Here is a 25629-nt window from a genome sequence, read left to right as displayed (position 1 = left end):
GGAAGATAACACTATGAAAGAACTTGTGGTCGTTGCCATTGGCGGCAACAGCATTATCAAAGATAACGCCAGCCAGTCGATTGAACACCAGGCTGAAGCGGTGAAAGCGGTAGCGGATACGGTGCTGGAGATGCTGGCATCGGACTACAACATTGTGCTGACGCACGGTAACGGGCCACAGGTAGGGCTGGATCTACGGCGTGCGGAAATCGCACACGAGCGTGAAGGGCTGCCGCTTACCCCGCTGGCAAACTGCGTTGCCGATACGCAGGGCGGTATCGGTTACCTGATCCAACAGGCGCTGAATAACCGTCTGGCGCGGTGCGGTGAGCAGAGGGCAGTTACGGTGGTCACGCAGGTGGAGGTCGACAAAAACGATCCGGGCTTCGCTAATCCGACCAAGCCCATTGGAGCGTTCTTTAGCGAAGTGCAGCGTGATGAACTGCAGCGGGTCAATCCGGGCTGGCGCTTTGTTGAGGATTCGGGGCGCGGCTACCGTCGGGTAGTCGCCTCTCCACAACCGAAGCGCATTGTCGAGGCGGAGGCGATCAAAACGCTGACCCAGCAAGGCTTTGTGGTTATTGGCGCGGGCGGCGGCGGGATCCCGGTGGTGCGTAGCGATCAAGGGGATTACCAGAGCGTGGACGCGGTGATTGATAAAGATCTCTCCACGGCGCTACTGGCGCAGGAGATCCGCGCCGACATTTTGGTGATCACCACCGGCGTCGAGCAGGTCTGTATTCATTTTGGCAAACCCAACCAGCAGGTGCTGGATACGGTGGATGTCGCAACGATGACCCGTTACATGCAGGAGGGACATTTCCCGCCTGGCAGCATGTTACCCAAGATCGTTGCCAGCCTGGCGTTTCTGGAGCGTGGCGGTAAACGAGTGATCATCACCACGCCGGAATGCCTGCCTGCCGCACTGCGCGGCGAAACGGGCACCCATATTGTCCATTCCTGAGAGGAGACGTGAATGAAGGAAAGTAACAGCCGCCGTGAATTTTTAAGCCAGAGCGGAAAAATGGTGACCGCTGCCGCGCTGTTTGGCGCGGTCGCTCCGGTCGCGTATGCTGCTAATCCTGTCGGGAACACCTGCGGGTCGAAGAGCACAATGACGATTAACGATAAACACTATTACCTGGATAACGTCCTGCTGGAAGCGGGCTTTGATTACGAAAACTCGGTGGTGGTGCACACCCGTACCGCGCTGCAAACCGTTGAAATCCAGGACGGAAAAATCGTTGCGCTGCGCGAGAATAAGCAGCATCCGGATGCGACTCTGCCCCACTATGATGCGGGTGGAAAGCTGATGCTGCCCGCCATGCGCGACATGCACATCCATCTGGATAAAACCTTTTACGGCGGTCCCTGGCGTTCGCTGAACCGTCCGGCTGGCACCACTATTCAGGATATGATCCGCCTGGAACAAAAGCTGCTGCCTGAACTCCAGCCTTATACGCAGGAGCGCGCAGAAAAGCTGATCGATCTGCTGCAATCAAAAGGCACCTCGATCGCCCGCAGCCACTGCAACATAGAACCGGTTTCCGGGCTGAAAAATCTCGAAAACCTGCAGGCGGTACTGGCGCGTCGTCAACCGGGTTTTGCCTGTGAAATCGTGGCATTTCCGCAGCATGGCCTGCTGTTATCAAAATCTGAACCGCTGATGCGTGAAGCGATGCAGGCGGGAGCGCATTACGTCGGCGGTCTGGACCCAACCAGCGTCGATGGAGCGATGGAAAAATCCCTCGACACCATGTTCCAGATTGCGCTGGATTACGATAAAGGTGTAGATATCCATCTGCATGAAACCAGTCCGGCGGGTGTGGCGGCGGTGAATTACATGGTGGAAACGGTGGAGAAAACGCCGCAGTTAAAGGGCAAACTGACCATCAGCCACGCGTTTGCGCTGGCAACGTTGAACGAACAGCAGGTTGACGCGCTGGCGGGCCGTATGGCGGCGCAGCAGATTACCATTGCCTCGACGGTGCCGATCGGTACCTTGCACATGCCGCTCAAGCAGCTGCGCGATAAAGGCGTGGAGGTGATTACCGGAACCGACAGCGTAATTGATCACTGGTCGCCGTACGGGCTGGGAGACATGCTGGAGAAGGCGAATCTGTACGCCCAGCTCTATATTCGCCCCAATGAGCTTAACCTGTCGCGTGCGCTGTTTCTTGCCACCGGCGATGTGCTGCCGCTAAACGATAAAGGTGAGCGCGTGTGGCCGAAAGCGCAGGATGAAGCCAGTTTTGTGCTGGTGGATGCCTCCTGTTCGGCGGAAGCGGTCGCGCGAATTTCCCCACGCACCGCGACCTTCCATAAAGGGCAACTGGTGTGGGGGAGTGTCGCAAGCTAATCTGGTTTTACGCGCGGCGGCAATCGCTGCTGCGCTCTTTGCTTGTTAGCCGACAATTCCCAGATAGCCGTGGATCCCCATATACAACCCCACCATGCCAATGAGTGCGCTGGAAAAATAGGGAGCTTTGCGTGCCAGCGTGTTAAATCCGCTCCAGCGTTTGGCCGCCTGTTGCACGCTGATTGCCGCTCCCACGCCCACCGTTACCAGCGTCAGCGCCAGCCCGAGGCTGAAGCACAGCACCATGGTCGCACCCAGCGTGAAGGCTTTGAGCTGGATGCAAATCAGCAGCACCGTAATGGCGGCTGGGCACGGGATAAGCCCGCCGGTCAGACCGAACAGTAATATTTGGCCGTTGGTGACCTCTTTGCCCGCAAAGCGGCGCTGAATATCGGTGGCATGCGCCCGTTCGTGGGCATCCTGATACTCTTTCGATCCTTCGGTGAGTCCTGCCAGTGCGGCATGGTCGTGATTATGCTCGTGTTCGTGATGATGATGGTGATGATCGTCATCGTGGTCATGATGATGGTCATCATGATCATGATCATGGTGGTGGTGATGGTCGTGATTGTGGTCGTGATGCGTCTGGGCCAGCCAGTTCTGCTCTCCCTGCCAGGTTCGCCAGAACATCCAGAATGCGGTCCCGAGAATAATAATCGCCGAGACAAACTGCAGCCAGGGCTCAACGGCCTGGGCAGTAAACGCTTTGCTGATATACATCCCACCGAGCGCAATCAGCCATACCACGGCGGTATGCGACAGCGTTGCTGCCAGCCCCAGCATCACCGCCTGTTTGATGGTCCCCTTAATGGCAATAATAAAGGCCGCCATCATCGTCTTGGAATGCCCCGGCTCCAGGCCGTGCAACACACCCAATAGAATCGCGCTGGGAATGAAAAACCAGGCGTTACCTTGCTGAAGAAGCGTAGAAAACTCACCCATGAGAATGATTCTTAGTTGTTTAATTTCGCCTGATTCTACTCCCCCCCAGTATCAAATACTACCCCCCAGTAGAATGTCGATGGTATTGTCCCTACAGCCAGACGTTAAAAAGGTAAAGTTATGTCACATACGATCCGCGACAAACAAAAGCTGAAAGCCCGAACCAGCAAGATTCAGGGGCAGGTAGCGGCGTTGAAAGCCATGCTGGATGAACCGCATGAATGCGCGGCAGTATTGCAGCAAATAGCGGCGATCCGCGGGGCAGTAAACGGATTAATGCGTGAAGTGATTAAAGGTCATCTGACCGAGCACATTGTGCATCAGGGCGATGAAATTAAGCGCGAAGAGGATTTGGATGTGGTCCTGAAAGTGCTGGATTCGTACATCAAATAAGTCAGTTTAACGGCTCATCCACGTTCAATACCGTCCAGTTAAGCATGTAGGGTGAACATGTGATTCTTTCTCAGGGTTCCGTTCACCTCAGCAGTGTTATTTTTCTGAAGCATTGATACCCGTGAACGTGTAAAGGGCGTTCTTCGCCACGCCCTTTACAATCCCGCCGGGAGCCTAGGTTGCAAGGGAGGCGGCGGTGAGCCTCCCTTGCACGTTCACAGGAATCGGTGCTTCAGAGAAACGATGAACATGAGGTGAACGGAACCCTTCTCTGAGATAGCATGTTCATTACTTCCGCCAACACAGGTTGATACTTTCTGAAATTGAGTCGTTAACTGAACGACATCGCACCCACTTCCAGGAGAATGAGCCGTTAAACAACACGTTCTAGCCAAAAAACATCACAGATACGCACAGCAGACCGACAATCAGGGTGATCAGATTACCCACTGAACGGTACGGCTTCAGCGCCGGGATCAGATAGGTAGACAATGTCGGCATGATAAATAGAATCATGGCAATCAGCGGGCCGCTTATCGCGTAAATCATTGAAATAGCATTAGGATTAATGCAGCAGATGATAAACGTGATAGCCGAGACAAGCATGATGGACAGAGCGCGGTTAAAGGCCCGGCTTTTCTTCACACCCACCTGATGCAACGACGTTTTTACTACCTCCGTTGCCCCTTCAATCACGCCAAAGTAGGTGCCGAGGAACGATTTTGACATCGCGACAACGGCAACGATGATCCCGGAAATCGACAGCCATGCCGGTGCGTTTGGCATCATCGACAGCGCGGAAAGAATCGTCACGCCTTCATTTTTCGCGTCTTCGATATAGTTTGTCGGAATCGAAAGCAAGCAGCTGAAGACGAAAAACAGTACGCTCAGGCAGATGATGACGTAGGCTACCTTCATGATTTTTTTGCATTTACCCATGGCCTGCTCGCCGTATTTCTCTCGTCTGTCGATGGCGAACGTAGAGATAATTGGCGTATGGCTAAAAGCGAAAACCATCACGGGAATAGATATCCAAACCTGATGAAGCGTGTGCTGATCGAAAGACATCTGGCCGGTGAGTAGCGTTGGCTGCCAGCTTCCGGTCAGGTAGAGCGAAAGGAACAAAAAGTACGCGATGAGCGGGAACACCAAAAAGCCCATGACCCGAATAGTAGCTTGTCGGCCCATCAGAAAAATCAGGTTCAGCACCAGCACCACGCCAAGGCTGACCAACATGCGGATCCGCAGATCGATAGTGATATGTTTTGCCAGCTGTTCAGTGAGTGAATTGGTTATCGCTACGGCGTAGATCAGCACCACCACAAAGAAGGCAATAAAATAGAGGGTGGTGATCAGGCTGCCAATCTTCTTGCCGTAGTAGTGGGTAACCGCGCCAGTGATCCCTTCACCAGCCGACGTTTTTGAGGACAGGATAAACTGACACAGCGCCTTGTGCGGCCAGTAGGTTAAAGGCCAGGCGACGAGTGCGGTGATAAACAATACTACCGCGCCTGCAGAACCCAGCTGTATGGGTAGGAATAGGGTTCCTGCGCCGACGGCAGTCCCATATAGTGCGAAGCTCCAGAGAGTCTCTTCTTTTGACCAAAATTTCGACATTATTTGAACGTATCAACTATAAAATAAACAAAAAGAAGCGCAATTTACCACAAATGGCAGAGGCTGGGGGAGGTGTGAACAAGAGGGCGAGTGAATGGGACAATAGCCGGAACCGAGAAGATTCCGACTATTATTTTAATTATCAGGCAGTAACGCGCTGCTGGCGGCGCTTCATAACGCGCTCGCGTAACGTGTCATAAGCCCAGTTATAGAACATGGTGTACGGCAGGAAGAACAGGAAGAAACCTATTTCCAGCGTGAATGCCTGAACCAGGCTGACGTTCAGCACATACGCCACGATGCTCACCCCGATCACAATAAAACCGCTCTCGAAGCCTAACGCGTGAAATGCTCGCACTTTCGCCGTACGTTTTACCAGGTGCGACGGCCACAAACGGTCAAACAGGGCGTTATAAATGATATTCCAGATCATCGCTGTGGTGGCGAGAAGAATGGTCAGTCCGCCCATTTCCAGTACCGAGCGCTGCATCAACCATGCGGTGGTTGGTGCGAGGATCGCGGTGGCAATGCCTTCAAAGCAGACGGCATGAAAAATACGCTCAACTAACGAGCGGCGTTGGACAGTATCGTGTTGCATAACCTAAAACCTTCTTTGATGCCCGGATAACGGAATGGTGGCAATTTTATCGTTTTATGTGATATCTAAAAGATAGTATCCATCGATAAAGTAGATAGTTCATGCGTTATTCTCCTGAAGCATTAACGGCATTTGTGGAGACCGTTTCCTGCGGTTCATTTTCTGCGGCGGGCCGGCGGTTGCGTAAAAGCCAGTCCACTATCAGTACGGCCATTGCGCATCTGGAAGCCGATCTTGGTTTTGCGCTGTTTGACCGCTCATCCCGCCAGCCAACGCTGACCGAGGAAGGTAAGCGGGTGTTGGGCTATGTGCAGGCTATTCTGACGGCCAGCGAACGTCTCGATGAGGCGGCGATCTCGCTGTCGGGTGAAACTGAGGCGCGTCTGACCTTTGTGCTGTCTGACACGCTGCATCCGGATGTGCTGGAAGAGTTGATGGTGCAGTTTGATCGCAAGTTTCCCCATACCGAGTTTGAATGCCTGATTGGTGAAGATGAAGACGTGATCGATCTGCTGCAAAAAGGACGTGCTCAGGTGGGGTTGATCGAGGCGCGGGAGGATTACCCGACCGACATGGGCGTTACGCGTCTGCCGATGCAAACCTGGATGGGATTATACGTTGCAGCGTCGCATCCGCTCGCGGCTCAAGAAAAACTGCAGTGGGAGCAGCTACACACCTGGCGCGAGCTGCGCTTGAATACCTATCTGGAAAGCGGCACCAACGTGGCGCGCGGTCCCGTCTGGTCTGCTCCTAACTACCTGTTATTGCTAAGTATGGCTGTTCAGGGATTCGGCTGGTGCGCGCTCCCTTGTGCGCTGGTGGAGGAGTTTGCGGCAGAAAAACCACTGGTGCAATTAAAGATGCCTAGCTGGCCAAAGGCTATCTCTATCGATCTGTTGTGGAATAAGAAATCACCGCCTGGTGTGGCAGGAAGCTGGCTGCGTGACCATTTACAGCAGAGTGGCGTTCAGATGACCAATAAGTGATACGAATTTCCTTTGTGATAAAAATCACCGTTTTTAAACAACCTTGATAACTATTTTTAACAATCATCTACTATTGCGGTGTTATTTTGCGCTGAGGTAGTGATGAAAGAGGTTGTGATCGTCGGGGCATTAAGGACACCGATTGGCTGCTTCCAGGGGACGCTGGCGCGCCACTCTGCCGTTGAGTTAGGCAGCATGGTGGTCAAGGCGTTACTGGAACGCACGGGCGTGGACGTTCACGCTGTGGATGAAGTGATCCTCGGACAGGTGCTTACCGCAGGTGCCGGGCAGAACCCTGCGCGTCAGTCTGCCATCAATGGTGGGCTACCCAATACCGTTTCCGCCATCACCATTAACGATGTCTGTGGCTCGGGTCTGAAAGCGCTGCATCTGGCGACCCAGGCTATCCAGTGTGGCGAAGCCGACATTGTGATTGCGGGCGGGCAAGAGAATATGAGCCGTGCACCGCATGTCCTTACCGATAGCCGCACTGGCGCACAGCTGGGGAATAGCCAGCTGGTCGACAGCTTGGTACATGACGGTCTGTGGGATGCCTTCAACGACTATCACATGGGCGTTACCGCGGAAAACCTGGCGCGAGAATACGGAATCAGCCGCGAATTGCAGGATGCCTACGCGCTGCACTCGCAGCACAAAGCGCGGATGGCAATTGATGCCGGACGCTTTAAAGATGAAATCGTGCCGGTGGTAACACAGCGTAATGGGCAATCGTTCGTGGTGGACACCGACGAACAACCGCGTACCGATGCCAGCGCCGAAGGGCTGGCGCGTCTGGATCCTACCTTTGACAGACTCGGTTCGGTAACGGCGGGTAACGCGTCATCCATCAACGACGGTGCCGCTGCGGTGATGATGATGAGCGAGGCCAAGGCGCAGGAACTTAACTTACCTGTGTTGGCCCGTATTCGCGCCTTTGCCAGCGTCGGAGTCGACCCTGCGCTCATGGGGATTGCGCCAGTGTATGCAACACGCCGCTGCCTTGAGCGTGTGGGCTGGCAACTGGCTGATGTTGATCTTATCGAAGCTAATGAAGCCTTCGCCGCGCAGGCATTATCCGTTGGGAAAATGCTGGAGTGGGATGAACGGCGGGTGAATGTGAACGGCGGGGCCATTGCGCTCGGCCATCCGATTGGCGCTTCTGGCTGTCGTATTCTGGTTTCGCTGGTACATGAAATGGTGAAACGTCGGGCGCACAAGGGCCTGGCAACACTGTGTATTGGTGGTGGTCAGGGGGTGGCGCTCGCTATCGAACGAGACTAATCCCCGTCATACTTCAAGCTGCATGTGCGTTGGCTTTACTCGCTCACCCCAGTCACGTACTTATGTACGCTCCGGGGAATTCGCTGCGTCGCCGCGTGATTCGGCCTTACGGCCTCACCCCTTCGGGGCCAGCGCAAGCGCTGTTCAAAACGGCCGGGAAGTTTTGTCCTGCAACTCGAATTATTTAGGGTATATATTTTTCTTCTCGAACAGTTTTCTGCCGTGTTATCTCTTCCTCTATAAAAAAGCCCTCCAACAGGAGGGCAAGGCCAGTTACAGAAACATACACTCTAAACCCTGCCAACATATCAAAACGTTGTTTCATTTCATGTGGTTGATAGCGCACTTTGTTAGAAAAGGTGTGTGAATGACGTATGAGCCTGGCTGTATTTTCAATATCTTATCCCTGCCACTAATGATCTACTCTTTTGTTTTTTTATCTATCTAATTGTTTTAAATGATTTTATTGAAACCATTTTTGCGATTTATATGCGCTAGCGTGATCGCACTTACACTTTTGATAATAAGATGCGGAAAAAATGAAACATCGTTTTATTTATAATTGAAAACACATTCAGGGAGGGATATCATGAGCGCATAAGATAAAACGGAACAGCGTTTTGCTATTCGTTTAAGCATTCACGGTCAATTTATCACTGGAGGTAAATGTGGACGTAAGACAAAGTATCCATAGTGCGCATGCGAAAACCCTGGACACTCAGGGGCTGCGTAATGAGTTTTTGGTCGAAGAAGTGTTTGTCGCAGATGAATACACCATGGTCTACAGTCACATCGACCGCATCATTGTTGGCGGCATTATGCCAGTGGCCAAAACCGTCTCTGTGGGTGGCGAAGTCGGCAAACAGCTGGGCGTAACCTATTTCCTCGAACGTCGTGAGCTGGGTGTGATCAATATCGGCGGCCCGGGCACGATTACCGTTGACGGCCAGTGCTATGAAATTGGTCATCGCGACGCGCTGTACGTCGGAAAAGGGGCAAAAGAAGTGGTGTTCGCCAGTATTGATACGGCGAAACCGGCGAAGTTTTACTACAACTGCGCGCCGGCACACACGACTTACCCAACTAAGAAAGTCACGCCTGCAGACGTTGCGCCAGTGACGCTGGGTGATGACCTCACCAGTAACCGTCGTACCATCAACAAATACTTTGTGCCGGATGTTCTGGAAACCTGCCAGTTGAGCATGGGTCTGACTGAGCTGGCTCCGGGTAACCTGTGGAACACCATGCCGTGTCATACCCATGAACGTCGTATGGAAGTCTATTTCTATTTCAATATGGAAGAAGACACCTGCGTCTTCCACATGATGGGTCAGCCTCAGGAAACGCGTCATATTGTGATGCACAACGAGCAGGCGGTGATTTCTCCAAGCTGGTCTATTCACTCCGGTGTCGGCACAAAAGCTTATACGTTCATTTGGGGCATGGTCGGCGAAAACCAGGTCTTTGATGATATGGACCATGTTGCAGTAAAAGATCTGCGCTAGTTGCGGGCGACAGCCGTGCCTGCTGCGGCGGGCATTATAAAAAATTAAGGATTTACAATGATTTTGAATGCATTCTCTCTTGAAGGTAAAGTCGCCGTTGTGACCGGTTGTGACACAGGTTTGGGTCAGGGTATGGCGCTGGGCCTGGCTGAAGCGGGCTGCGATATCGTCGGTATCAATATTGTTGAACCGACAGAAACCATCGAACGCGTGACCGCACTGGGCCGCCGTTTTTTAAGCCTGACCGCCGATCTGCGTCAAATCGATGGTATTCCGGCACTGCTGGAGCGCGCAGTGGCAGAATTCGGCCATATTGATATTCTGGTCAACAACGCGGGTCTTATCCGTCGTGACGATGCGATCGACTTCAGCGAAAAAGACTGGGATGACGTGATGAACCTGAACATTAAGAGCGTGTTCTTTATGTCTCAGGCTGCGGCGAAGCATTTTATCGCTCAGGGTAACGGCGGCAAAATTATCAACATCGCCTCTATGCTTTCCTTCCAGGGCGGGATCCGCGTGCCGTCTTACACCGCGTCTAAAAGCGGCGTAATGGGTGTTACCCGTCTGATGGCGAACGAGTGGGCAAAACATAACATCAACGTCAACGCGATTGCACCGGGTTACATGGCGACGAATAACACTCAACAGCTGCGTGCTGATGAGCAACGTAGCGCAGAGATCCTCGATCGTATCCCGGCGGGTCGTTGGGGTTTACCGAGCGACCTGATGGGGCCTGTCGTGTTCCTGGCGTCCAGCGCATCTGACTATATCAACGGCTATACCGTTGCAGTAGATGGCGGCTGGCTGGCACGTTAATTCACTTTCCAGAACCGTTAAACCCTGCCCTCTGGCAGGGTTTTTTTATATCCGGATTAATAAAATCCATATTGTGGTTATAAATTATTCCATATTAAATTTCATACGTATAAATTTATTGTTTTTAATATCCTTTAATATCAATAAATTAAATTTAATTGAGTGATTGTCGGTAAATTTTAAAATTGGAATATCCATCACATAACCATGTGGTGTAGCTATTTAATCCATATTTTTGCCGTTTCCCGCCTGACGCTTCCTGCAAGGGATCCCTTACTTTCAATGGCATGGTTACTCTGTATCTGGCAGGAAAAAATGGTCTCAATAAATAATGATGCTGCTTTAGCGCCGCGCCCAGTGCGCGATACGCGACGTATGAATATGTTTGTTTCTATCTCTGCGGCCGTCGCAGGGTTGTTATTCGGCCTGGATATTGGCGTGATTGCTGGCGCGTTGCCTTTTATCACCGATCACTTTGTGTTGACCAGCCGCCTGCAGGAGTGGGTGGTAAGCAGCATGATGCTGGGTGCGGCAATTGGTGCGCTGTTTAACGGTTGGTTGTCATTCCGCCTGGGGCGCAAATACAGCCTGATGGCGGGCGCGATCCTTTTCGTCGTCGGATCTCTGGGCTCGGCGTTTGCCTCCAGCGTAGAAATGCTCATTTTTGCTCGCGTGGTGCTGGGCGTAGCGGTGGGGATCGCGTCTTACACCGCACCGCTCTATCTCTCTGAAATGGCCAGCGAAAATGTGCGTGGCAAGATGATCAGTATGTATCAGCTGATGGTGACGCTGGGCATCGTTCTGGCCTTTTTGTCCGATACCGCGTTCAGCTACAGCGGTAACTGGCGCGCTATGCTTGGCGTGCTGGCGCTTCCGGCTGTATTGCTGATTATTCTGGTTGTTTTCTTGCCCAACAGCCCGCGCTGGCTGGCGGAGAAAGGTCGCCACATCGAAGCTGAAGAAGTACTGCGCATGTTGCGCGATACGTCAGAGAAAGCCCGCGATGAGCTGAACGAAATCCGTGAAAGCCTGAAGCTAAAGCAGGGGGGTTGGGCGCTGTTTAAAATTAACCGTAACGTGCGTCGCGCGGTTTTCCTCGGAATGTTACTGCAGGCGATGCAGCAGTTCACCGGGATGAACATCATCATGTACTACGCGCCGCGCATTTTTAAAATGGCGGGTTTTACTACCACAGAGCAGCAGATGATTGCCACGCTGGTAGTTGGCTTAACGTTTATGTTCGCCACCTTTATTGCCGTCTTCACGGTCGACAAAGCAGGACGTAAACCGGCGCTGAAAATTGGTTTCAGCGTAATGGCCATCGGGACGCTGGTGCTCGGATATTGCCTGATGCAGTTTGATAACGGCACGGCTTCCAGTGGACTATCCTGGCTGTCAGTTGGCATGACGATGATGTGTATTGCAGGCTATGCAATGAGCGCCGCGCCGGTGGTGTGGATTCTGTGTTCGGAAATTCAGCCACTGAAATGCCGTGATTTTGGTATTACCTGCTCCACCACCACCAACTGGGTGTCGAATATGATCATTGGCGCAACGTTCCTGACGCTGCTCGACAGCATTGGTGCCGCCGGTACGTTCTGGCTCTATACTGCGCTGAACGTCGTGTTTATTGGCATCACGTTCTGGCTGATTCCAGAAACCAAAAACGTCACGCTGGAGCATATCGAACGTAAGCTGATGGCAGGCGAGAAGTTAAGAGATATTGGGGTGTAAGTCAGACAAGCATGCCGGATAGCGGTTCAGCCTTATCCGGCCTGCGAGTGGAGTCTCTTATAGGCCGGGAAAGCGTCAACGCGACCCGGTTTTTTTATTTAGCGCCTTACCCGTGCAGAAAATCTTCGCGAATTGGGGTAAAGGTATCCAACAGCGTTCCCGGTTTTAAGCAGACGCAGCCATGCATAATGTTGGGCTGTTTATACAGGGTATCGCCCGCCCTAACGATATGTTTCTCTTCGCCGATGGTAAATTCAAACTCACCGGACAACACGTAAGTCAGCTGCTCGTGCGGATGATTGTGCATCGGGCCGATTGCGCCTTGCTCGAAGTTCACCTCAACCGCCATCATGTTACCGCCGTGAGCAAGAATGCGCCGGGTAACGCCATTGCCCAGATCGTCAAGCGTGGTCTCTTTATGAAAAATAAACATCCGGCCTTCCTGTAATTAATTAAAACAATGTTTCATTAAAGTTATATCAGAAAATTAAAAAAAGAAATGCACGCCAACAGATGTGGAAAGTTGATCACATCTTTGGTTCACTGGAGAGACAACAACGAGTCAGGGGAAATGATGAAAACGATCGGTCTGTTAGGCGGTATGAGCTGGGAATCTACCATTCCTTATTACCGACTCATTAATGAAGGGGTAAAACAGCGTCTGGGTGGCCTGCATTCGGCACAGATTCTGTTGCACAGCGTGGATTTTCACGAGATTGAAGCCTGTCAGTCAAGCGGTGACTGGCAGCGAGCCGGTGAGATCCTCGCGCAGGCCGCCACAGGGCTACAGCAAGCCGGGGCGCAAGGAATTGTGCTGTGTACCAACACCATGCACAAAGTTGCTGAGGCGATTGAAAGCGCCTGTGATGTGCCGTTTCTGCATATTGCTGACGCGACGGGGCGGGCGATACAAAAGCAGCAGATGAACAACGTGGCGCTACTGGGTACGCGTTACACCATGGAGCAGGATTTTTACCGCGGGCGTTTACAGACTGAATTCGGCATTAGCACGTTGATCCCTGAAGCTGATGATCGTCAGAAAATAAACCAGATTATTTTCGATGAGCTGTGTCTCGGTGAATTCAGCGAGGCTTCCCGCGATTATTACCTGAGCGTCATCGACCAACTGGCGAAACAGGGGGCGCAAGGGGTTATCTTTGGCTGTACCGAGATTGGTCTGCTGGTTCCCACCGAGCTAAGCCCACTACCGGTTTTCGACACTGCGGCAATCCATGCGCAAGATGCGGTGGCGTTTATGCTTTCGGCTGCGGATGCAAAATAGCCTCCAGTGGGTCAATAAGCCTCGGTAGATGGGCCTGCAGATGCGCCGTAAAAGCATCAACCAGCGCCGAGGCGGGGCGATGAAGCGGGTGAATCAGGCTGACTGTAAAGGGTACCGAAATACTGAAGCGGCGGATAACGACTCCGCTGCTGGCGTAATCCAGCGCGGTAAGTGGGTTCACCACCGAGATCCCAACGCCTGCCCGTACCATTGCACAAATTGAAGCGGCGCTATGGGTTTCAATCACCATGCGGCGCTTCACCTGGTGCTCATTAAACAGGGTATCCAGTAGCTGACGGTAGCTGTCGGTGCGCGACAGGCTGATGTAGTTTTCTCCCTGAAAATCCTGCGGCGTTAACACCGCTTTCTTAGTCAGCGGATGGCCCTGCGGCAACACGCACACTTCATCCAGCGCCAGCAATTCGGTGCGTTTCGTTCCGGCAGGCGTATGCAGCGTTTCCGTTAACCCCAGATCGTGGCGCTGCGCCGACAGCCACTCTTCCAGCAGCGGTGACTCCTGCGGCACTATCTGAATATTGACTTGTGGATAGCGTGCGAGGAATGGCTGCAGCAGCGGCGGTAAAAAAGACTGTGAGAATACCGGCAGGCAAACAATCGACAATTCGCCCTGGCGAAACTCGCGCAGGCTTTCGGCGGCGCTCACAATTCTGTCCAGGCCATACCACGAACGTTGCACCTCTTCAAACAGACGTAACCCTTGCACGGTTGGGTGCAGTCGGCCACGCGTACGTTCAAACAGCGTTAATCCCAGCACTTTCTCGAATCGGGCCAGTTCCCGGCTGACGGTGGGCTGCGAGGTATGTAGCATGCGCGCGGCTTCTGTCAGATTGCCTGCCGTCATGATGGCGTGAAAAATTTCGATGTGTCGCAGGTTAACGGCGGGCATGGGCAATCCTCAAATGAATCAATCCATATCATTTTTGCATAGACTTACGATAAAACGATATTTTTTATTCTTTTCGGGCTGTGGCGTAATCATAAAAAAGCCAATACCGGAGCACACCATGCCACGCCCACTCAATAGTACTGACACTGACCTGACCGCCGACAACCTGCTGCGCCTGCCTGCCGAATTCGGCTGCCCGGTGTGGGTCTATGATGCGCAGATTATCCGCGGGCAGATTGCCAAATTGAGTCAGTTTGACGTGGTGCGTTTCGCCCAAAAGGCATGTTCGAATATTCATATTTTGCGCCTGATGCGCGAGCAGGGCGTGAAGGTTGATTCCGTCTCGCTTGGCGAAATTGAACGTGCGTTGGCGGCAGGCTTCGTACCGGGGAAAGATGAAATCGTCTTTACCGCCGATATGATTGATGAAGCGACGCTCGCGCGGGTGCATGAATTGCGCATTCCGGTAAATGCCGGGTCGGTGGATATGCTGGAACAACTGGGCCAGGTCTCGCCGGGCCATCGCGTGTGGCTACGCGTAAACCCTGGCTTTGGGCATGGGCACAGTCAGAAAACCAATACCGGCGGCGAAAACAGCAAGCACGGGATCTGGTATAGCGATCTTCCCGCGGCGCTGGAGGTGATTCAGCGCTATAAGCTGAAGCTGGTGGGGATTCATATGCATATCGGCTCCGGCGTGGACTATGCGCATCTGGAGCAGGTGTGCGGTGCGATGGTGCGCCAGGTGGTTGAATTTGGCCAGGATCTGGAGGCGATCTCCGCAGGTGGCGGTTTATCAATCCCGTATCACGAAGGCGAAGAGGCAATCGATACCGATCACTACTTTGGATTGTGGAACGCTGCGCGTGAACAGATTGCTAAACACCTGGGTCACCCGATCGCGCTTGAGATAGAGCCGGGGCGTTTTCTGGTCGCGGAAGCTGGCGTGTTAGTGGCGCAGGTGCGTAGCGTAAAAGAGATGGGTAGCCGCCACTTTGTGCTGATCGATGCGGGCTTCAACGATCTAATGCGCCCGGCCATGTACGGTAGTTATCACCATATCTCCGCGCTGGCAGGGGATGGTCGCTCTCTGGAACACACCCCACATCGGGAAACCGTGGTAGCCGGGCCGCTGTGCGAATCTGGCGACGTGTTTACCCAGCAGGAGGGCGGAAATGTGGAAACCCGTCTGTTGCCTGCGGTGGTGCCGGGCGATTATCTGGTGCTGCATGATACCGGGGCGTACGGCGCGTCAATGTCGTCAAACTACAATAGCCGTCCGCTGCTGCCGGAGGTTTTGTTCGATAACGGCGTGGCGCGGCTGATTCGCCGTCGCCAGACCATTGATGAGCTGTTAGCGCTGGAATTAATCTGATTACAGCGTTGTGAAATGCCGGATGGCGCTACGCTTATCCGGCCTACGAGATTAACTGCGCCGCCATCCGGCATTTGATTACTTAAAGTATGGCCCGAGCGTTACTGAGTCACGTAGTACCAGTTTGCCGGTGAACGGTGGGATTGGCTCGACGCTCTCGCCGTTGGCCAGCCGGATAGCCTGGTCGATTGCCGTGGTTATCATGGTATCAATCGGTAGATAAACGGTAGACAGCCCCGGCTCCAGCCATTTGGCGCTGGGCGCATCATCAAAACCAAACAGTGAGACGTCCGTTGGGATCCTTAGCCCGGCCTGATGTAACGCTTTTGATGCGCCTAATGCCATGTCATCGTTACAGGCGAACAGGGCGCTAAATTTCACCCCTTCCTCCAGCAGTTCACGGCAGGCCTCATAGCCTCGCGTCATCGTGGAGTCGCCGTATTTGACCTTATCGGGATCCCAGGGAATACCGTTTTTTTCCAGCGCTTTACGATACCCCATCAGGCGTGATTTACCGGTAGGCGTATGGCCAGGCACAGTGATACAAGCAATATCGCTATGGCCCTGCGAGATCAGATAATTGACCGCCTGATAGGCCGCGTCTTCCTGTTCAAAGAAAATTGCGCGATCGCGGGCCTGGCTGACATCACGGTTGATGACCAGCAAGGGCATAGCAATGCTGTTCATCAACGACATAATCGCCTTTTCACTCATATAGCGGGTATAGAGAATAATGGCGTCGCACTGCCTGTCCGCCAGCATTTGCACGGCTTCCTGCTCACGCTCTGGTGTGTCGTGTCCGTCGGTGACGATCAACTGCTTGCCGTGAGATTCCGTCTGGCGTGAAGCCTGTTGCAGCAGGCGGCCAAAGTAGAATCCATCAAATGTGGAAACTACCAGACCAATGCTGTTGCTGGTGCGGTTTGCCAAAGAGCGCGCTAAAAAATTAGGCCGATAATCAAGTGCCTGCATGGCCTTAAACACTTTCTGGCGCGTGCTCTCTTTTACCTGACCCGTGCCATTCAGTACGCGCGAAACGGTCGCTTTTGAGACGCCTGCGTGTCGTGAAACGTCCAACATCGTAGTCATAACGCTATCCTGGTTATTCGTTTGACGATGAATTACCCGGCTCTGTCAGCGTCGAAACGGAATGGCGACGCACCAGAGTTGGGTTAAAAACGTGGGTAATTTCAGGCACGGGGCGCTTTTCCGCCAGCGCGAGCGCCAGTTCGGCAGCCTGGGTTGCCATCGTCACGATCGGGTAGCGCACCGTGGTCAGACGTGGGCGCACGTAGCGGGAAACCAGCACATCATCAAAACCAATCAGCGAGATTTCTCCCGGCACATCAATGCCGTTATCATTCAATACGCCCATGGCACCAGCCGCCATTGAGTCGTTGTAGCAGGCTACCGCAGTGAAGTTTTTGCCACGGCCAAGTAACTCGGTCATGGCCTGCTCACCGCCGCTTTCATCTGGTTCACCAAACGTTACCAGTCGATCGCTGACAGGAATATTGCTCTCTGCCAGCGCGTCGTAATAGCCTTGCAGACGATCTTCCGCATCTGAAATCGTGTGATTGGAGCACAGATAGCCAATGCGTGTATGGCCCTGCTGAATGAGGTGTCGGGTCGCGAGCCATGCGCCGAAACGGTCATCAAGGGCAACGCAGCGTTGTTCGAATCCCGGCAGAATACGGTTAATCAATACCATGCCGGGGATTTGCTTCATGAGTGATGCCAGCTCAGCATCCGGGATAATTTTTGCGTGGACAACAAGGGCTGCGCAGCGGTGGCGAATGAGCTGTTCAATCGCCAGTCGTTCCTTCTGTTCGTTATGGTAGCCGTTACCAATCAGTAAAAAATTACCGGTGTTATACGCCACCTGCTCGACAGCTTTAACCATTGCCCCAAAAAATGGATCGGACACATCACCTACCACCAGACCGATGGTTTCAGTGGATTGTTGTGCCAGCGCACGCGCATTGGCGTTGGGGTGGTAGCTGAGTGATTCCATTGCACTCGTTACGGCCAGGCGCGATGCTTCGCTGGCTTTAGGGGAATCATTAATCACTCGAGAAACGGTGGCGACTGATACACCAGCTAGTCGGGCTACATCCTTTATGGTCGCCATGATAGTACCTGTTGTGGGTAAACGCTTACATTCCGTCAGTGTTACGGAAAATGGCTGGCTGTTCAAGCAGATTGCCCGTCAGAACGTCGCAAATGTGAGCGCACACGAGCGAAGTAAGACAGAAAATAGAAAATGCTAATTTTTGCTTACACTTTGCGATGTGCTGTTGCGATTGTTCGCTGGTGAGGGAACTGAGCAGATTGCTAGAGTTGAGATCCCAGAGGTATTGATAGGTGAAATCAACTTTCGGGTTGATCACTAGAATTACACCAGCCTGCGCAGATGCGCAGGTTTTTTTTTACCTTCAGCCTATCTGTAACAGTAACCGATAATTTACACAACTCGTTGCATTTGGGTTCATTCCTTTGCGTTTTCGCACTGGCGTATCTGGCTGCTGACGACCACAATCAAGATCCCAGAGGTATTGATTGGTGAGATTATTCGGTACGCACTTCGTACCTGTCTCTTGCACCAACCTGCGCGGATGCGCAGGTTTTTTTTCGGATTGTATTTACCAGTTACCTGTCGCGCCCATTCCCCAACTCGTATACTCTCCCACCATTGATGTTCATATAATTAATGGCACAGGGAGTTGAGATGCTATTTGGCTTTTTTCGTAATCTGTTTCGCGTGCTTTTCCGCGTTCGCGTCACGGGCGATGTCAGCGCGCTACAGGGAGAACGCGTTCTAATCACTCCCAACCATGTCTCATTTATAGACGGCATCCTGTTGGCGCTCTTTTTACCGATTCGTCCCGTCTTCGCTGTTTACACCTCGATCAGCCAGCAATGGTATATGCGCTGGCTAACCCCGTTGATTGATTTCGTACCGTTAGATCCAACCAAACCGATGTCGATTAAACATCTGGTTCGTCTGGTCGAACAGGGCCGTCCGGTGGTTATTTTCCCGGAAGGACGTATTTCGACGTCCGGTTCGTTAATGAAAATTTATGACGGCGCGGGGTTTGTTGCCGCAAAGTCTGGGGCGACGGTGGTCCCTGTGCGCATTGAAGGCGCGGAGCTTTCCCACTTTAGCCGCCTGAAAGGTTTGGTTAAACAGCGATTCTTCCCGCGCATCCGCTTACATATCCTACCGCCGACACAACTGCCGATGCCGGAAGCACCGCGTGCTCGCGATCGCCGCAAAATTGCCGGAGAGATGCTGCATCAAATTATGATGGAAGCACGCATGGCGGTTCGTCCGCGTGAAACGCTATACGAGTCGCTGCTGGCGGCGAAATACCGTTTTGGCGCAGGCAAAAACTGCATTGAAGATGTTAACTTTACCCCGGACAGCTACCGCAAACTGCTGACAAAGACGCTCTTTGTGGCCCGTATTCTGGAAAAATACAGCGTCGAAGGTGAAAAAATCGGCCTGATGCTGCCAAACGCGGGGATCAGCGCGGCGGTTATTTTTGGCGCCATTGCGCGTCGACGCATTCCGGCCATGATGAACTACACCGCGGGCGTGAAAGGATTGACCAGCGCCATTACTGCGTCTGAAATTAAAACGATCTTCACATCCCGACAGTTTCTCGATAAAGGCAAACTCTGGCATTTACCGGAACAGCTCACCCAGGTGCGTTGGGTTTATCTGGAAGACTTAAAAGCTGATGTGACCTTCAGCGATAAGCTGTGGATTTTCTCACATCTGCTGGCACCGCATCTGGCGCAGGTGAAGCAGCAGCCGGAAGACGCTGCGGTGATCCTCTTTACTTCTGGCTCAGAAGGCCATCCGAAAGGTGTGGTTCACAGTCATAAAAGCATTCTGGCGAACGTTGAGCAGATCAAAACGATTGCCGATTTCACCGCCGATGACCGTTTTATGTCGGCGCTGCCGCTGTTCCACTCCTTTGGCCTGACGGTGGGATTATTCACGCCGCTACTGACTGGCGCAGAAGTGTTTCTTTATCCCAGCCCGCTGCATTACCGCATTGTGCCAGAGCTGGTATACGACCGGAACTGCACCGTGTTGTTTGGTACTTCAACGTTCCTCGGCAACTACGCGCGTTTTGCGCATCCGTACGATTTCCACCGCCTGCGCTATGTGGTGGCGGGAGCGGAAAAACTTCAGGACAGCACAAAGCAGCTGTGGCAGGAGAAATTTGGCCTGCGCGTTCTTGAAGGCTATGGCGTGACGGAATGTGCGCCGGTTGTGTCGATTAACGTACCAATGGCGGCAAAATCGGGAACGGTAGGGCGCATCTTGCCTGGTATGGATGCTCGACTGTTGGCCGTTCCGGGAATTGAGGACGGTGGGCGTTTACAGCTGAAAGGTCCTAATATTATGAGCGGCTATTTGCGCGTCGAAAAACCTGGCGTGTTGGAAGTGCCGACGGCAGAAAATGCGCAAGGTGAGATTGAGCGCGGCTGGTATGACACCGGAGACATCGTGCGCTTTGATGAAAACGGCTTTGTACAGATTCAGGGGCGCGCTAAGCGTTTCGCTAAAATTGCCGGAGAGATGGTTTCGCTGGAAATGGTTGAGCAACTGGCATTGGCGGTATCCCCAGACAAAATGCACGCCACGGCGATCAAGAGTGATGCCAGCAAAGGTGAGGCGCTGGTGCTGTTCACTACCGACAGCGAGCTGACACGTGAAAAACTACAGCAGTATGCGCGGGCGCACGGTGTACCTGAACTCGCCGTACCGCGTGATATTCGCCATCTGAAGCAACTCCCCTTACTCGGCAGCGGTAAGCCGGATTTTGTTACGCTGAAAAGCTGGGTCGATGAGCCGGAAAAACAACATGAGTGAGTCAGTGCACACTAACACTTCAATCTGGTCCAAAGGGATGATGTCCGTTATCGCCGCGCAGTTTCTGTCGGCGTTTGGCGATAATGCGTTGCTGTTTGCTACGCTGGCGTTGCTGAAAGAACAATTCTATCCGGACTGGAGTCAGCCAGTCCTGCAAATGGTGTTTGTGGGCGCTTACATTCTGTTTGCTCCCTTTGTGGGACAGGTGGCGGATAGCTTTGCCAAAGGCAGAGTGATGATGTTCGCGAACGCTCTGAAACTGCTGGGCGCGGCGAGTATTTGCTTCGGTATTAATCCGTTTCTTGGGTATACGCTGGTGGGGATCGGCGCGGCGGCATATTCACCGGCCAAGTACGGCATTCTCGGTGAACTGACTACCGGCGACAAACTGGTGAAGGCTAACGGCCTGATGGAAGCCTCCACCATTGCCGCGATTTTGCTCGGTTCTGTCGCCGGCGGCGTTCTGGCCGACTGGCACGTGATTGCCGCGCTTTCTGCCTGTGCCCTGGCCTATGCTGGCGCGGTGGTGGCTAACCTGTATATCCCGAAACTGGCCGCGGCTCGTCCTGGCCAGTCCTGGCATCTGGGGAAAATGACGCGCAGTTTCTTCTGTGCGGCTTCATCGTTGTGGCGTAATGGCGAGACGCGTTTCTCGCTGGTGGGAACCAGCCTTTTTTGGGGCGCGGGCGTTACGCTGCGTTTTCTGCTGGTGCTGTGGGTCCCGGTGGCGCTCGGCATCACCGATAACGCCACCCCGACCTACCTCAATGCCATGGTAGCAATCGGGATTGTGGTCGGTGCGGGTGCGGCCGCGAAGCTGGTAACGCTGGAAACCGTGTCGCGCTGTATGCCTGCTGGGATCCTGATTGGCGTCGTGGTGCTGATTTTCTCTCTTCAACATTCGCTGCTTCCGGCCTACGCATTGCTGATGCTTATCGGCGTGTCGGGTGGCTTCTTTGTGGTGCCGTTGAATGCGTTGCTGCAGGAACGGGGTAAGAAAAGCGTCGGCGCGGGTAATGCGATAGCGGTGCAAAACCTGGGTGAAAACAGCGCGATGCTGTTGATGCTGGGGATTTACTCACTGGCGGTGCTGGTGGGGATCCCGGCAGTTGCGATTGGTATTGGATTTGGTGCGCTGTTTGCGCTGGCGATTGCGGCGCTGTGGATTTGGCAGCGCCGCCAATAGTCTGTTGTATGCTGTTGCCGGATGGCGACGTTGCCTTATCCGGCCTACAGGATGCTCACTTTGTAGGCCTGATAAGCGTAGCGCCATCAGGCGCTAACTGTTACGGTGCAGGATAGGTATACACCTGATGCACCGCTTCAATCTCCGCCAGTACTTCTTCGCTCAACTCCAGATGCAGACTTTCAACGTTGGTTTTTAGCTGCTCCATCGTCGTGGCGCCCAGCAAAGTACTGGCGACAAACGGCTGACGACGCACGAATGCCAGCGCCATTTGCGCAGGATCCAGATTATGGCGCTTCGCGATATCCACATAGGCCGCAACGGCTTTCTGCGTCTGCTCGCCGCTGTAGCGCGTGAAACGACTAAACAACGTATTGCGTGCACCGGCAGGTTTCGCGCCGTTCAGGTATTTCCCGGTTAACGTACCGAAGCCCAGGCAAGAGTAAGCCAGCAGCTCAACGCCTTCATACTGGCTCACTTCAGCCAGTCCAACCTCAAAGCTGCGGTTCAGCAGGCTGTAGGGGTTCTGGATGGTGGCGATGCGTGGCAGATCGTGTTTGTCCGCCAGGTGTAGATAGCGCATCACGCCAAACGCGGTTTCATTAGAAACGCCGATGTAGCGAATTTTCCCAGCGCGCTGAAACTCGGCCAGCGCGTCCAGCGTATCGAGAAGGGAAACGACCGGCGCGGAGTCTGTCCAGCTGTAGCCTAACTTACCAAAACAGTTGGTCGGGCGCTGCGGCCAGTGAACCTGATACAGATCCAGATAATCGGTTCTCAGTCTTTTCAGGCTGTCGTGCAGCGCTTCACGGATATTTTTACGGTCCAGCGCCTGATTCGGTCGAATGCCGCTGTCGTTGTTACGTGATGGTCCGCTGACCTTAGAAGCAACGATCAGCTTTTCGCGGCTGCCGTGTTTGGCGAGCCAGTTACCTACGTAGGTTTCGGTGAGACCCTGGGTTTCAGGACGTGGCGGTACCGGATACATCTCGGCAACGTCGATCAAATTAATGCCCTGTGCTACGGCATAATCGAGCTGTGCATGTGCGTCGGCTTCGCTGTTTTGTTCACCAAACGTCATTGTGCCCAGCCCCAGTGTACTGACTTCCAGCGAGCTGTGGGGTATACGGTGATATTGCATAGCCGTTTCCTTTTTATAATCACGACATAAGGATTATAAAAATGGCTGAGGGAAGAGAAAAAGGGAAGTAAAATTGTTAAGGCCAGCGCGCTGCTGACCTCAACCATCAGCGTTCAATGATTTGAGACACATCATCGCGGTTAATCTGCATCGCATTGCCCTGCTGGTCGTGATAGCTCACCAGACCAGTATCATCGTCAATTTCTGGTTTTCCATCGGTCAGGATCATTCGACCATCTTTTGTCGCCATAACATAATCGCTGCTGCATCCGGAAACGGCAAAAGCCAGTCCTACGGCGGAAATCAAAACTGCCCATTTTTTCATCTGCTTATCCTCACATGGCCTGCGTCTGACAATAGTTTAGTAATAACGCGAAGTTGTGCAGGGTGAAAGCAGTAAAATCTTAAACTGTGAGAAGGGGTAGGTGTGGCTGGCATTCGCTCCCCTTGCGGGGAGCGATGGATTTCATCAGAGCGGATTTTTTTTATTACGCCACAGGTTCAGGGTCTCTACCGCGATAGAGAAGAACATGGCGAAATAGATATATCCTTTTGGAACGTGGACGTCGAAACTTTCCAGAATCAGCGTAAAACCGACCAGAATCAGAAACGAGAGCGCCAGCATTTTTACCGAAGGGTGGCGATCGACAAACTCACCAATCGGGCGAGCAGCAAACATCATCACGCCTACGGCAATCACCACCGCCGCCATCATGATAAACAGATGATCGGACAAACCAACCGCAGTAATCACGGAATCCAGACTGAAGATAATGTCTAACAACATGATCTGTACAATCGCGCCCAGGAAAGAAGATACGCGGGTTTTTAACCCCTCTTCCTCACCTTCAATGGATTCGTGGATCTCTTTACTGGCTTTCCAGATCAGGAACAATCCCCCCAGCAGAAGGATCAGGTCGCGTGCTGATATCGCCTCTCCAAACAGCTCGAATAACGGGTTTGTCAGCCGCGTTACCCAGGCGATAGAAGCCAGCAGTGCCAGACGCATGATCATCGCCGCCGCCAGCCCAATACGTCGGGCATGATTGCGTTGCGCTGTCGGGAGTTTGGCTACAACCAGAGAAAGGAAAATAATATTGTCGATCCCAAGAACGATCTCCAGCAGCGTCAGCGTACCGAGCGCAAGCCAGGCGTTAGGATCGGTTATCCATGCAAATAACATCGAACAAAGTCCTGCCAAAAAAAAGAAGCGGTAATTATAGGCCCGTAACGCGGCGGGTGAAAGGCCGGACGGTGCCTATTGCGCCTGGAACAAGAAATGTCGCTCAAGCAATGCGCGGGTGAAGTTCTTTTTCAGGTAAAAGCCGCGTGGCAGGGTCAGGATGGGTTCGCCGTTGGCGCCAATGGCCTCGGTAAGCGCGCGGGCGTTGGCGGCTTTAGGACGCAGTTGCAGTACTTCCCCATGGCGAGCGGTGATGCGTTCGACATGTCCTAACACAATCATGTCCATTAACTCTTCCCAGTCCAGACGCAATTGCCGGTCTTCTTCTTCATTCGGGCTCCACAGCAGGGGAGAGCCGACGCGGCGCTCAGCCAGAGGGATGCTGCGTTCGCCTTCTACCGGGATCCACAGAACACGTTTGAGTTTGTGCCGTACATGGCTGGTTTCCCAGGTGACGCCGGTATTGCCGGTTAACGGCGCCACACACACAAAGGTGGTTTCCAGCGGTCTGCCAAGACTGTCCACAGGGATCGTTTTCAGCTCCACGCCCAGCGCCGCAAAATCCTGCTCTGGTTTACTGCCCGCGCTGGCACCGAGCCAGATTTCCAGCAGGACGCCAATCCAGCCTTTATCGCGCTTAAGATCCTTCGGCGTAACGATTCCCGCCATTGCCGCTAATTCTCCTAACGCGTAGCCCGAAAGCTGCCGTGCCTGGCTCAGCAACTGGGCTTCAGATTCAGGGGGAGAAAGCAACGGACGGAGTTCTGGCATCGGGTTAACCCTTAGGTGAAAAAATGAGCAATGATTTTATACCGTGTGGACAGAGTTTATCTTTTTCCACATGCTTTATTCAATTCTATGATTTATATTGGTTTTTAGATTCACGTTCGCAGAGTTGCGCAACAGCGAAGCGGGTTTTCCAATTCTGGTCACTGACAATGAACAGGATCTTACACCATGTTATCCACAGAAAGATGGGATAACTGTGAAAAACCCCCACTACTGTTTCAATTTACAGCCTTGACGTGCGACGAAAATCGAATTTTCACACAAATTGTGCCTAACTTATTGGCATAATCTGTGGATAAAACCAACGCTGGTCGATCTTTCATCAGCGTGAAGATCGTATGCGTGATGCACATCACATTTCTGTGTGTTAATCTGCGTGGATCGGTTTTAACTTTATGAATGTATAAGAGTATTTTTGATATGTGACGAATGTCTTATTCGGACTGTTCTGGGTTTTCCCATAGTAATTCCGTACTTCTTCACAACTATATCCACAGAAAAGGTGAATAAAATCGCCTTGCTTGCCCTTCTTCTGTTTATAACTCGGCATTTAACTGTGAGTTATTCAATTGTTATTAGAATATCGCACCCTTAACAGAGTGGTTTACCGCCCCTCAGGAGTGTGAAACAATCGTTTGTATATA

General features: G+C 52.9%; 23 protein-coding genes. 12 read left to right on the top strand and 11 right to left on the bottom strand.

The window, feature by feature from the left end; translation table 11 throughout:
* Positions 1 to 13: 13 nt before the first annotated feature.
* Positions 14 to 964, top strand: a complete 951-nt coding sequence (locus tag ACHHZ7_RS05620; protein ID WP_060683286.1) for a carbamate kinase family protein — start codon at positions 14 to 16, stop codon at positions 962 to 964.
* A gap of 12 nt (positions 965 to 976) precedes the next feature.
* Positions 977 to 2359 carry an amidohydrolase family protein gene (locus tag ACHHZ7_RS05615; RefSeq protein WP_060683287.1) on the top strand — a complete coding sequence of 461 codons (1383 nt, stop codon included), beginning with the start codon at positions 977 to 979 and terminating at the stop codon, positions 2357 to 2359.
* Between the two features lie 45 nt (positions 2360 to 2404).
* On the opposite strand, the gene ACHHZ7_RS05610 is transcribed toward ACHHZ7_RS05615, so the two are convergent.
* Entirely contained in the window at positions 2405 to 3301 is an 897-nt protein-coding gene (locus tag ACHHZ7_RS05610; protein WP_060683288.1) for a nickel/cobalt efflux protein RcnA, read from the bottom strand.
* A 120-nt stretch (positions 3302 to 3421) separates the two neighbouring features.
* Between ACHHZ7_RS05610 and rcnR the strand changes: the two genes are divergently transcribed.
* Entirely contained in the window at positions 3422 to 3694 is a 273-nt protein-coding gene (rcnR, locus tag ACHHZ7_RS05605; RefSeq protein WP_060683289.1) for a Ni(II)/Co(II)-binding transcriptional repressor RcnR, read from the top strand.
* A gap of 387 nt (positions 3695 to 4081) precedes the next feature.
* On the opposite strand, the gene ACHHZ7_RS05600 is transcribed toward rcnR, so the two are convergent.
* Entirely contained in the window at positions 4082 to 5311 is a 1230-nt protein-coding gene (locus ACHHZ7_RS05600; RefSeq protein ID WP_008785724.1) for an amino acid permease, read from the bottom strand.
* Between the two features lie 142 nt (positions 5312 to 5453).
* On the bottom strand, positions 5454 to 5909 hold the full coding sequence (locus tag ACHHZ7_RS05595) for a multidrug/biocide efflux PACE transporter (protein WP_008785723.1): 456 nt from the start codon (positions 5907 to 5909) through the stop codon (positions 5454 to 5456).
* 101 nt (positions 5910 to 6010) lie between these two features.
* On the opposite strand from ACHHZ7_RS05595, the gene ACHHZ7_RS05590 reads away from it, so the two are divergent.
* The 5 genes from ACHHZ7_RS05590 to araE all read left to right on the top strand — a co-directional run bounded on the left by ACHHZ7_RS05590 (position 6011) and on the right by araE (position 12234).
* A complete protein-coding gene (locus ACHHZ7_RS05590; RefSeq protein WP_060683290.1) occupies positions 6011 to 6895 on the top strand; it encodes a LysR family transcriptional regulator in 885 nt (294 codons plus the stop codon).
* 102 nt (positions 6896 to 6997) lie between these two features.
* Positions 6998 to 8176, top strand: a complete 1179-nt coding sequence (locus tag ACHHZ7_RS05585; RefSeq protein WP_032944867.1) for an acetyl-CoA C-acetyltransferase — start codon at positions 6998 to 7000, stop codon at positions 8174 to 8176.
* A gap of 668 nt (positions 8177 to 8844) precedes the next feature.
* Positions 8845 to 9681, top strand: a complete 837-nt coding sequence (gene kduI / locus ACHHZ7_RS05580; RefSeq protein WP_048215619.1) for a 5-dehydro-4-deoxy-D-glucuronate isomerase — start codon at positions 8845 to 8847, stop codon at positions 9679 to 9681.
* Positions 9682 to 9738: 57 nt separating this feature from the next.
* Positions 9739 to 10500, top strand: a complete 762-nt coding sequence (gene kduD, locus ACHHZ7_RS05575) for a 2-dehydro-3-deoxy-D-gluconate 5-dehydrogenase KduD (RefSeq protein ID WP_003033923.1) — start codon at positions 9739 to 9741, stop codon at positions 10498 to 10500.
* A 315-nt stretch (positions 10501 to 10815) separates the two neighbouring features.
* Positions 10816 to 12234: an arabinose-proton symporter AraE gene (gene araE / locus ACHHZ7_RS05570; protein WP_003033926.1), complete on the top strand. Its 1419-nt coding sequence runs from the start codon at positions 10816 to 10818 to the stop codon at positions 12232 to 12234.
* A gap of 106 nt (positions 12235 to 12340) precedes the next feature.
* Here the strand turns inward: araE and ACHHZ7_RS05565 are convergent, their stop codons facing one another.
* Entirely contained in the window at positions 12341 to 12667 is a 327-nt protein-coding gene (locus ACHHZ7_RS05565; RefSeq protein ID WP_003825583.1) for a cupin domain-containing protein, read from the bottom strand.
* A gap of 141 nt (positions 12668 to 12808) precedes the next feature.
* Here ACHHZ7_RS05565 and ACHHZ7_RS05560 point away from each other — a divergent pair, with 141 nt between their 5' ends.
* Positions 12809 to 13516 (top strand): aspartate/glutamate racemase, encoded by a 708-nt coding sequence (locus ACHHZ7_RS05560; RefSeq protein ID WP_060683291.1) that lies wholly within the window; start codon positions 12809 to 12811, stop codon positions 13514 to 13516.
* On the opposite strand, the gene ACHHZ7_RS05555 is transcribed toward ACHHZ7_RS05560, so the two are convergent.
* Positions 13488 to 14423 (bottom strand): LysR family transcriptional regulator, encoded by a 936-nt coding sequence (locus ACHHZ7_RS05555; RefSeq protein WP_008785717.1) that lies wholly within the window; start codon positions 14421 to 14423, stop codon positions 13488 to 13490. The two genes, ACHHZ7_RS05560 and ACHHZ7_RS05555, sit on opposite strands and share 29 nt — an antisense overlap.
* A 118-nt stretch (positions 14424 to 14541) precedes the next feature.
* Here ACHHZ7_RS05555 and lysA point away from each other — a divergent pair, with 118 nt between their 5' ends.
* On the top strand, positions 14542 to 15798 hold the full coding sequence (gene lysA, locus ACHHZ7_RS05550; protein ID WP_060683292.1) for a diaminopimelate decarboxylase: 1257 nt from the start codon (positions 14542 to 14544) through the stop codon (positions 15796 to 15798).
* Positions 15799 to 15876: 78 nt separating this feature from the next.
* Here lysA and ACHHZ7_RS05545 read toward each other — a convergent pair whose 3' ends face one another.
* Positions 15877 to 16887, bottom strand: a complete 1011-nt coding sequence (locus ACHHZ7_RS05545; RefSeq protein ID WP_008785715.1) for a LacI family DNA-binding transcriptional regulator — start codon at positions 16885 to 16887, stop codon at positions 15877 to 15879.
* A 13-nt stretch (positions 16888 to 16900) separates the two neighbouring features.
* Positions 16901 to 17929: an HTH-type transcriptional regulator GalR gene (galR, locus tag ACHHZ7_RS05540; RefSeq protein ID WP_008785714.1), complete on the bottom strand. Its 1029-nt coding sequence runs from the start codon at positions 17927 to 17929 to the stop codon at positions 16901 to 16903.
* A 597-nt stretch (positions 17930 to 18526) separates the two neighbouring features.
* Here galR and aas point away from each other — a divergent pair.
* Positions 18527 to 20686, top strand: coding sequence for a bifunctional acyl-ACP--phospholipid O-acyltransferase/long-chain-fatty-acid--ACP ligase (gene aas / locus ACHHZ7_RS05535; RefSeq protein WP_060683293.1), 2160 nt, complete (start codon positions 18527 to 18529; stop codon positions 20684 to 20686).
* On the top strand, positions 20679 to 21872 hold the full coding sequence (gene lplT, locus ACHHZ7_RS05530) for a lysophospholipid transporter LplT (RefSeq protein WP_060683294.1): 1194 nt from the start codon (positions 20679 to 20681) through the stop codon (positions 21870 to 21872). The genes aas and lplT overlap by 8 nt, the downstream gene beginning before the upstream one ends.
* A gap of 100 nt (positions 21873 to 21972) precedes the next feature.
* Here the strand turns inward: lplT and ACHHZ7_RS05525 are convergent, their stop codons facing one another.
* The 4 genes from ACHHZ7_RS05525 to mutH form a co-directional block, all read right to left on the bottom strand.
* The gene (locus ACHHZ7_RS05525) at positions 21973 to 23013 is read right to left on the bottom strand and encodes an NADP(H)-dependent aldo-keto reductase (RefSeq protein ID WP_060683295.1); all 1041 of its coding nucleotides are present in this window, start codon (positions 23011 to 23013) and stop codon (positions 21973 to 21975) included.
* A 106-nt stretch (positions 23014 to 23119) separates the two neighbouring features.
* On the bottom strand, positions 23120 to 23338 hold the full coding sequence (gene ygdR / locus ACHHZ7_RS05520) for a lipoprotein YgdR (RefSeq protein WP_000758660.1): 219 nt from the start codon (positions 23336 to 23338) through the stop codon (positions 23120 to 23122).
* Between the two features lie 144 nt (positions 23339 to 23482).
* Positions 23483 to 24196 (bottom strand): TerC family protein, encoded by a 714-nt coding sequence (locus tag ACHHZ7_RS05515; RefSeq protein ID WP_003033961.1) that lies wholly within the window; start codon positions 24194 to 24196, stop codon positions 23483 to 23485.
* A 75-nt stretch (positions 24197 to 24271) separates the two neighbouring features.
* Positions 24272 to 24967 carry a DNA mismatch repair endonuclease MutH gene (mutH, locus tag ACHHZ7_RS05510; RefSeq protein ID WP_003033965.1) on the bottom strand — a complete coding sequence of 232 codons (696 nt, stop codon included), beginning with the start codon at positions 24965 to 24967 and terminating at the stop codon, positions 24272 to 24274.
* Between the last annotated feature and the right edge of the window lie 662 nt (positions 24968 to 25629).

Origin of the sequence: Citrobacter freundii complex sp. 2024EL-00216, from assembly GCF_043945515.1 — a bacterium.
Taxonomy (GTDB): domain Bacteria; phylum Pseudomonadota; class Gammaproteobacteria; order Enterobacterales; family Enterobacteriaceae; genus Citrobacter; species Citrobacter portucalensis.
This window is presented reverse-complemented; position numbering and strand designations above follow the sequence as displayed.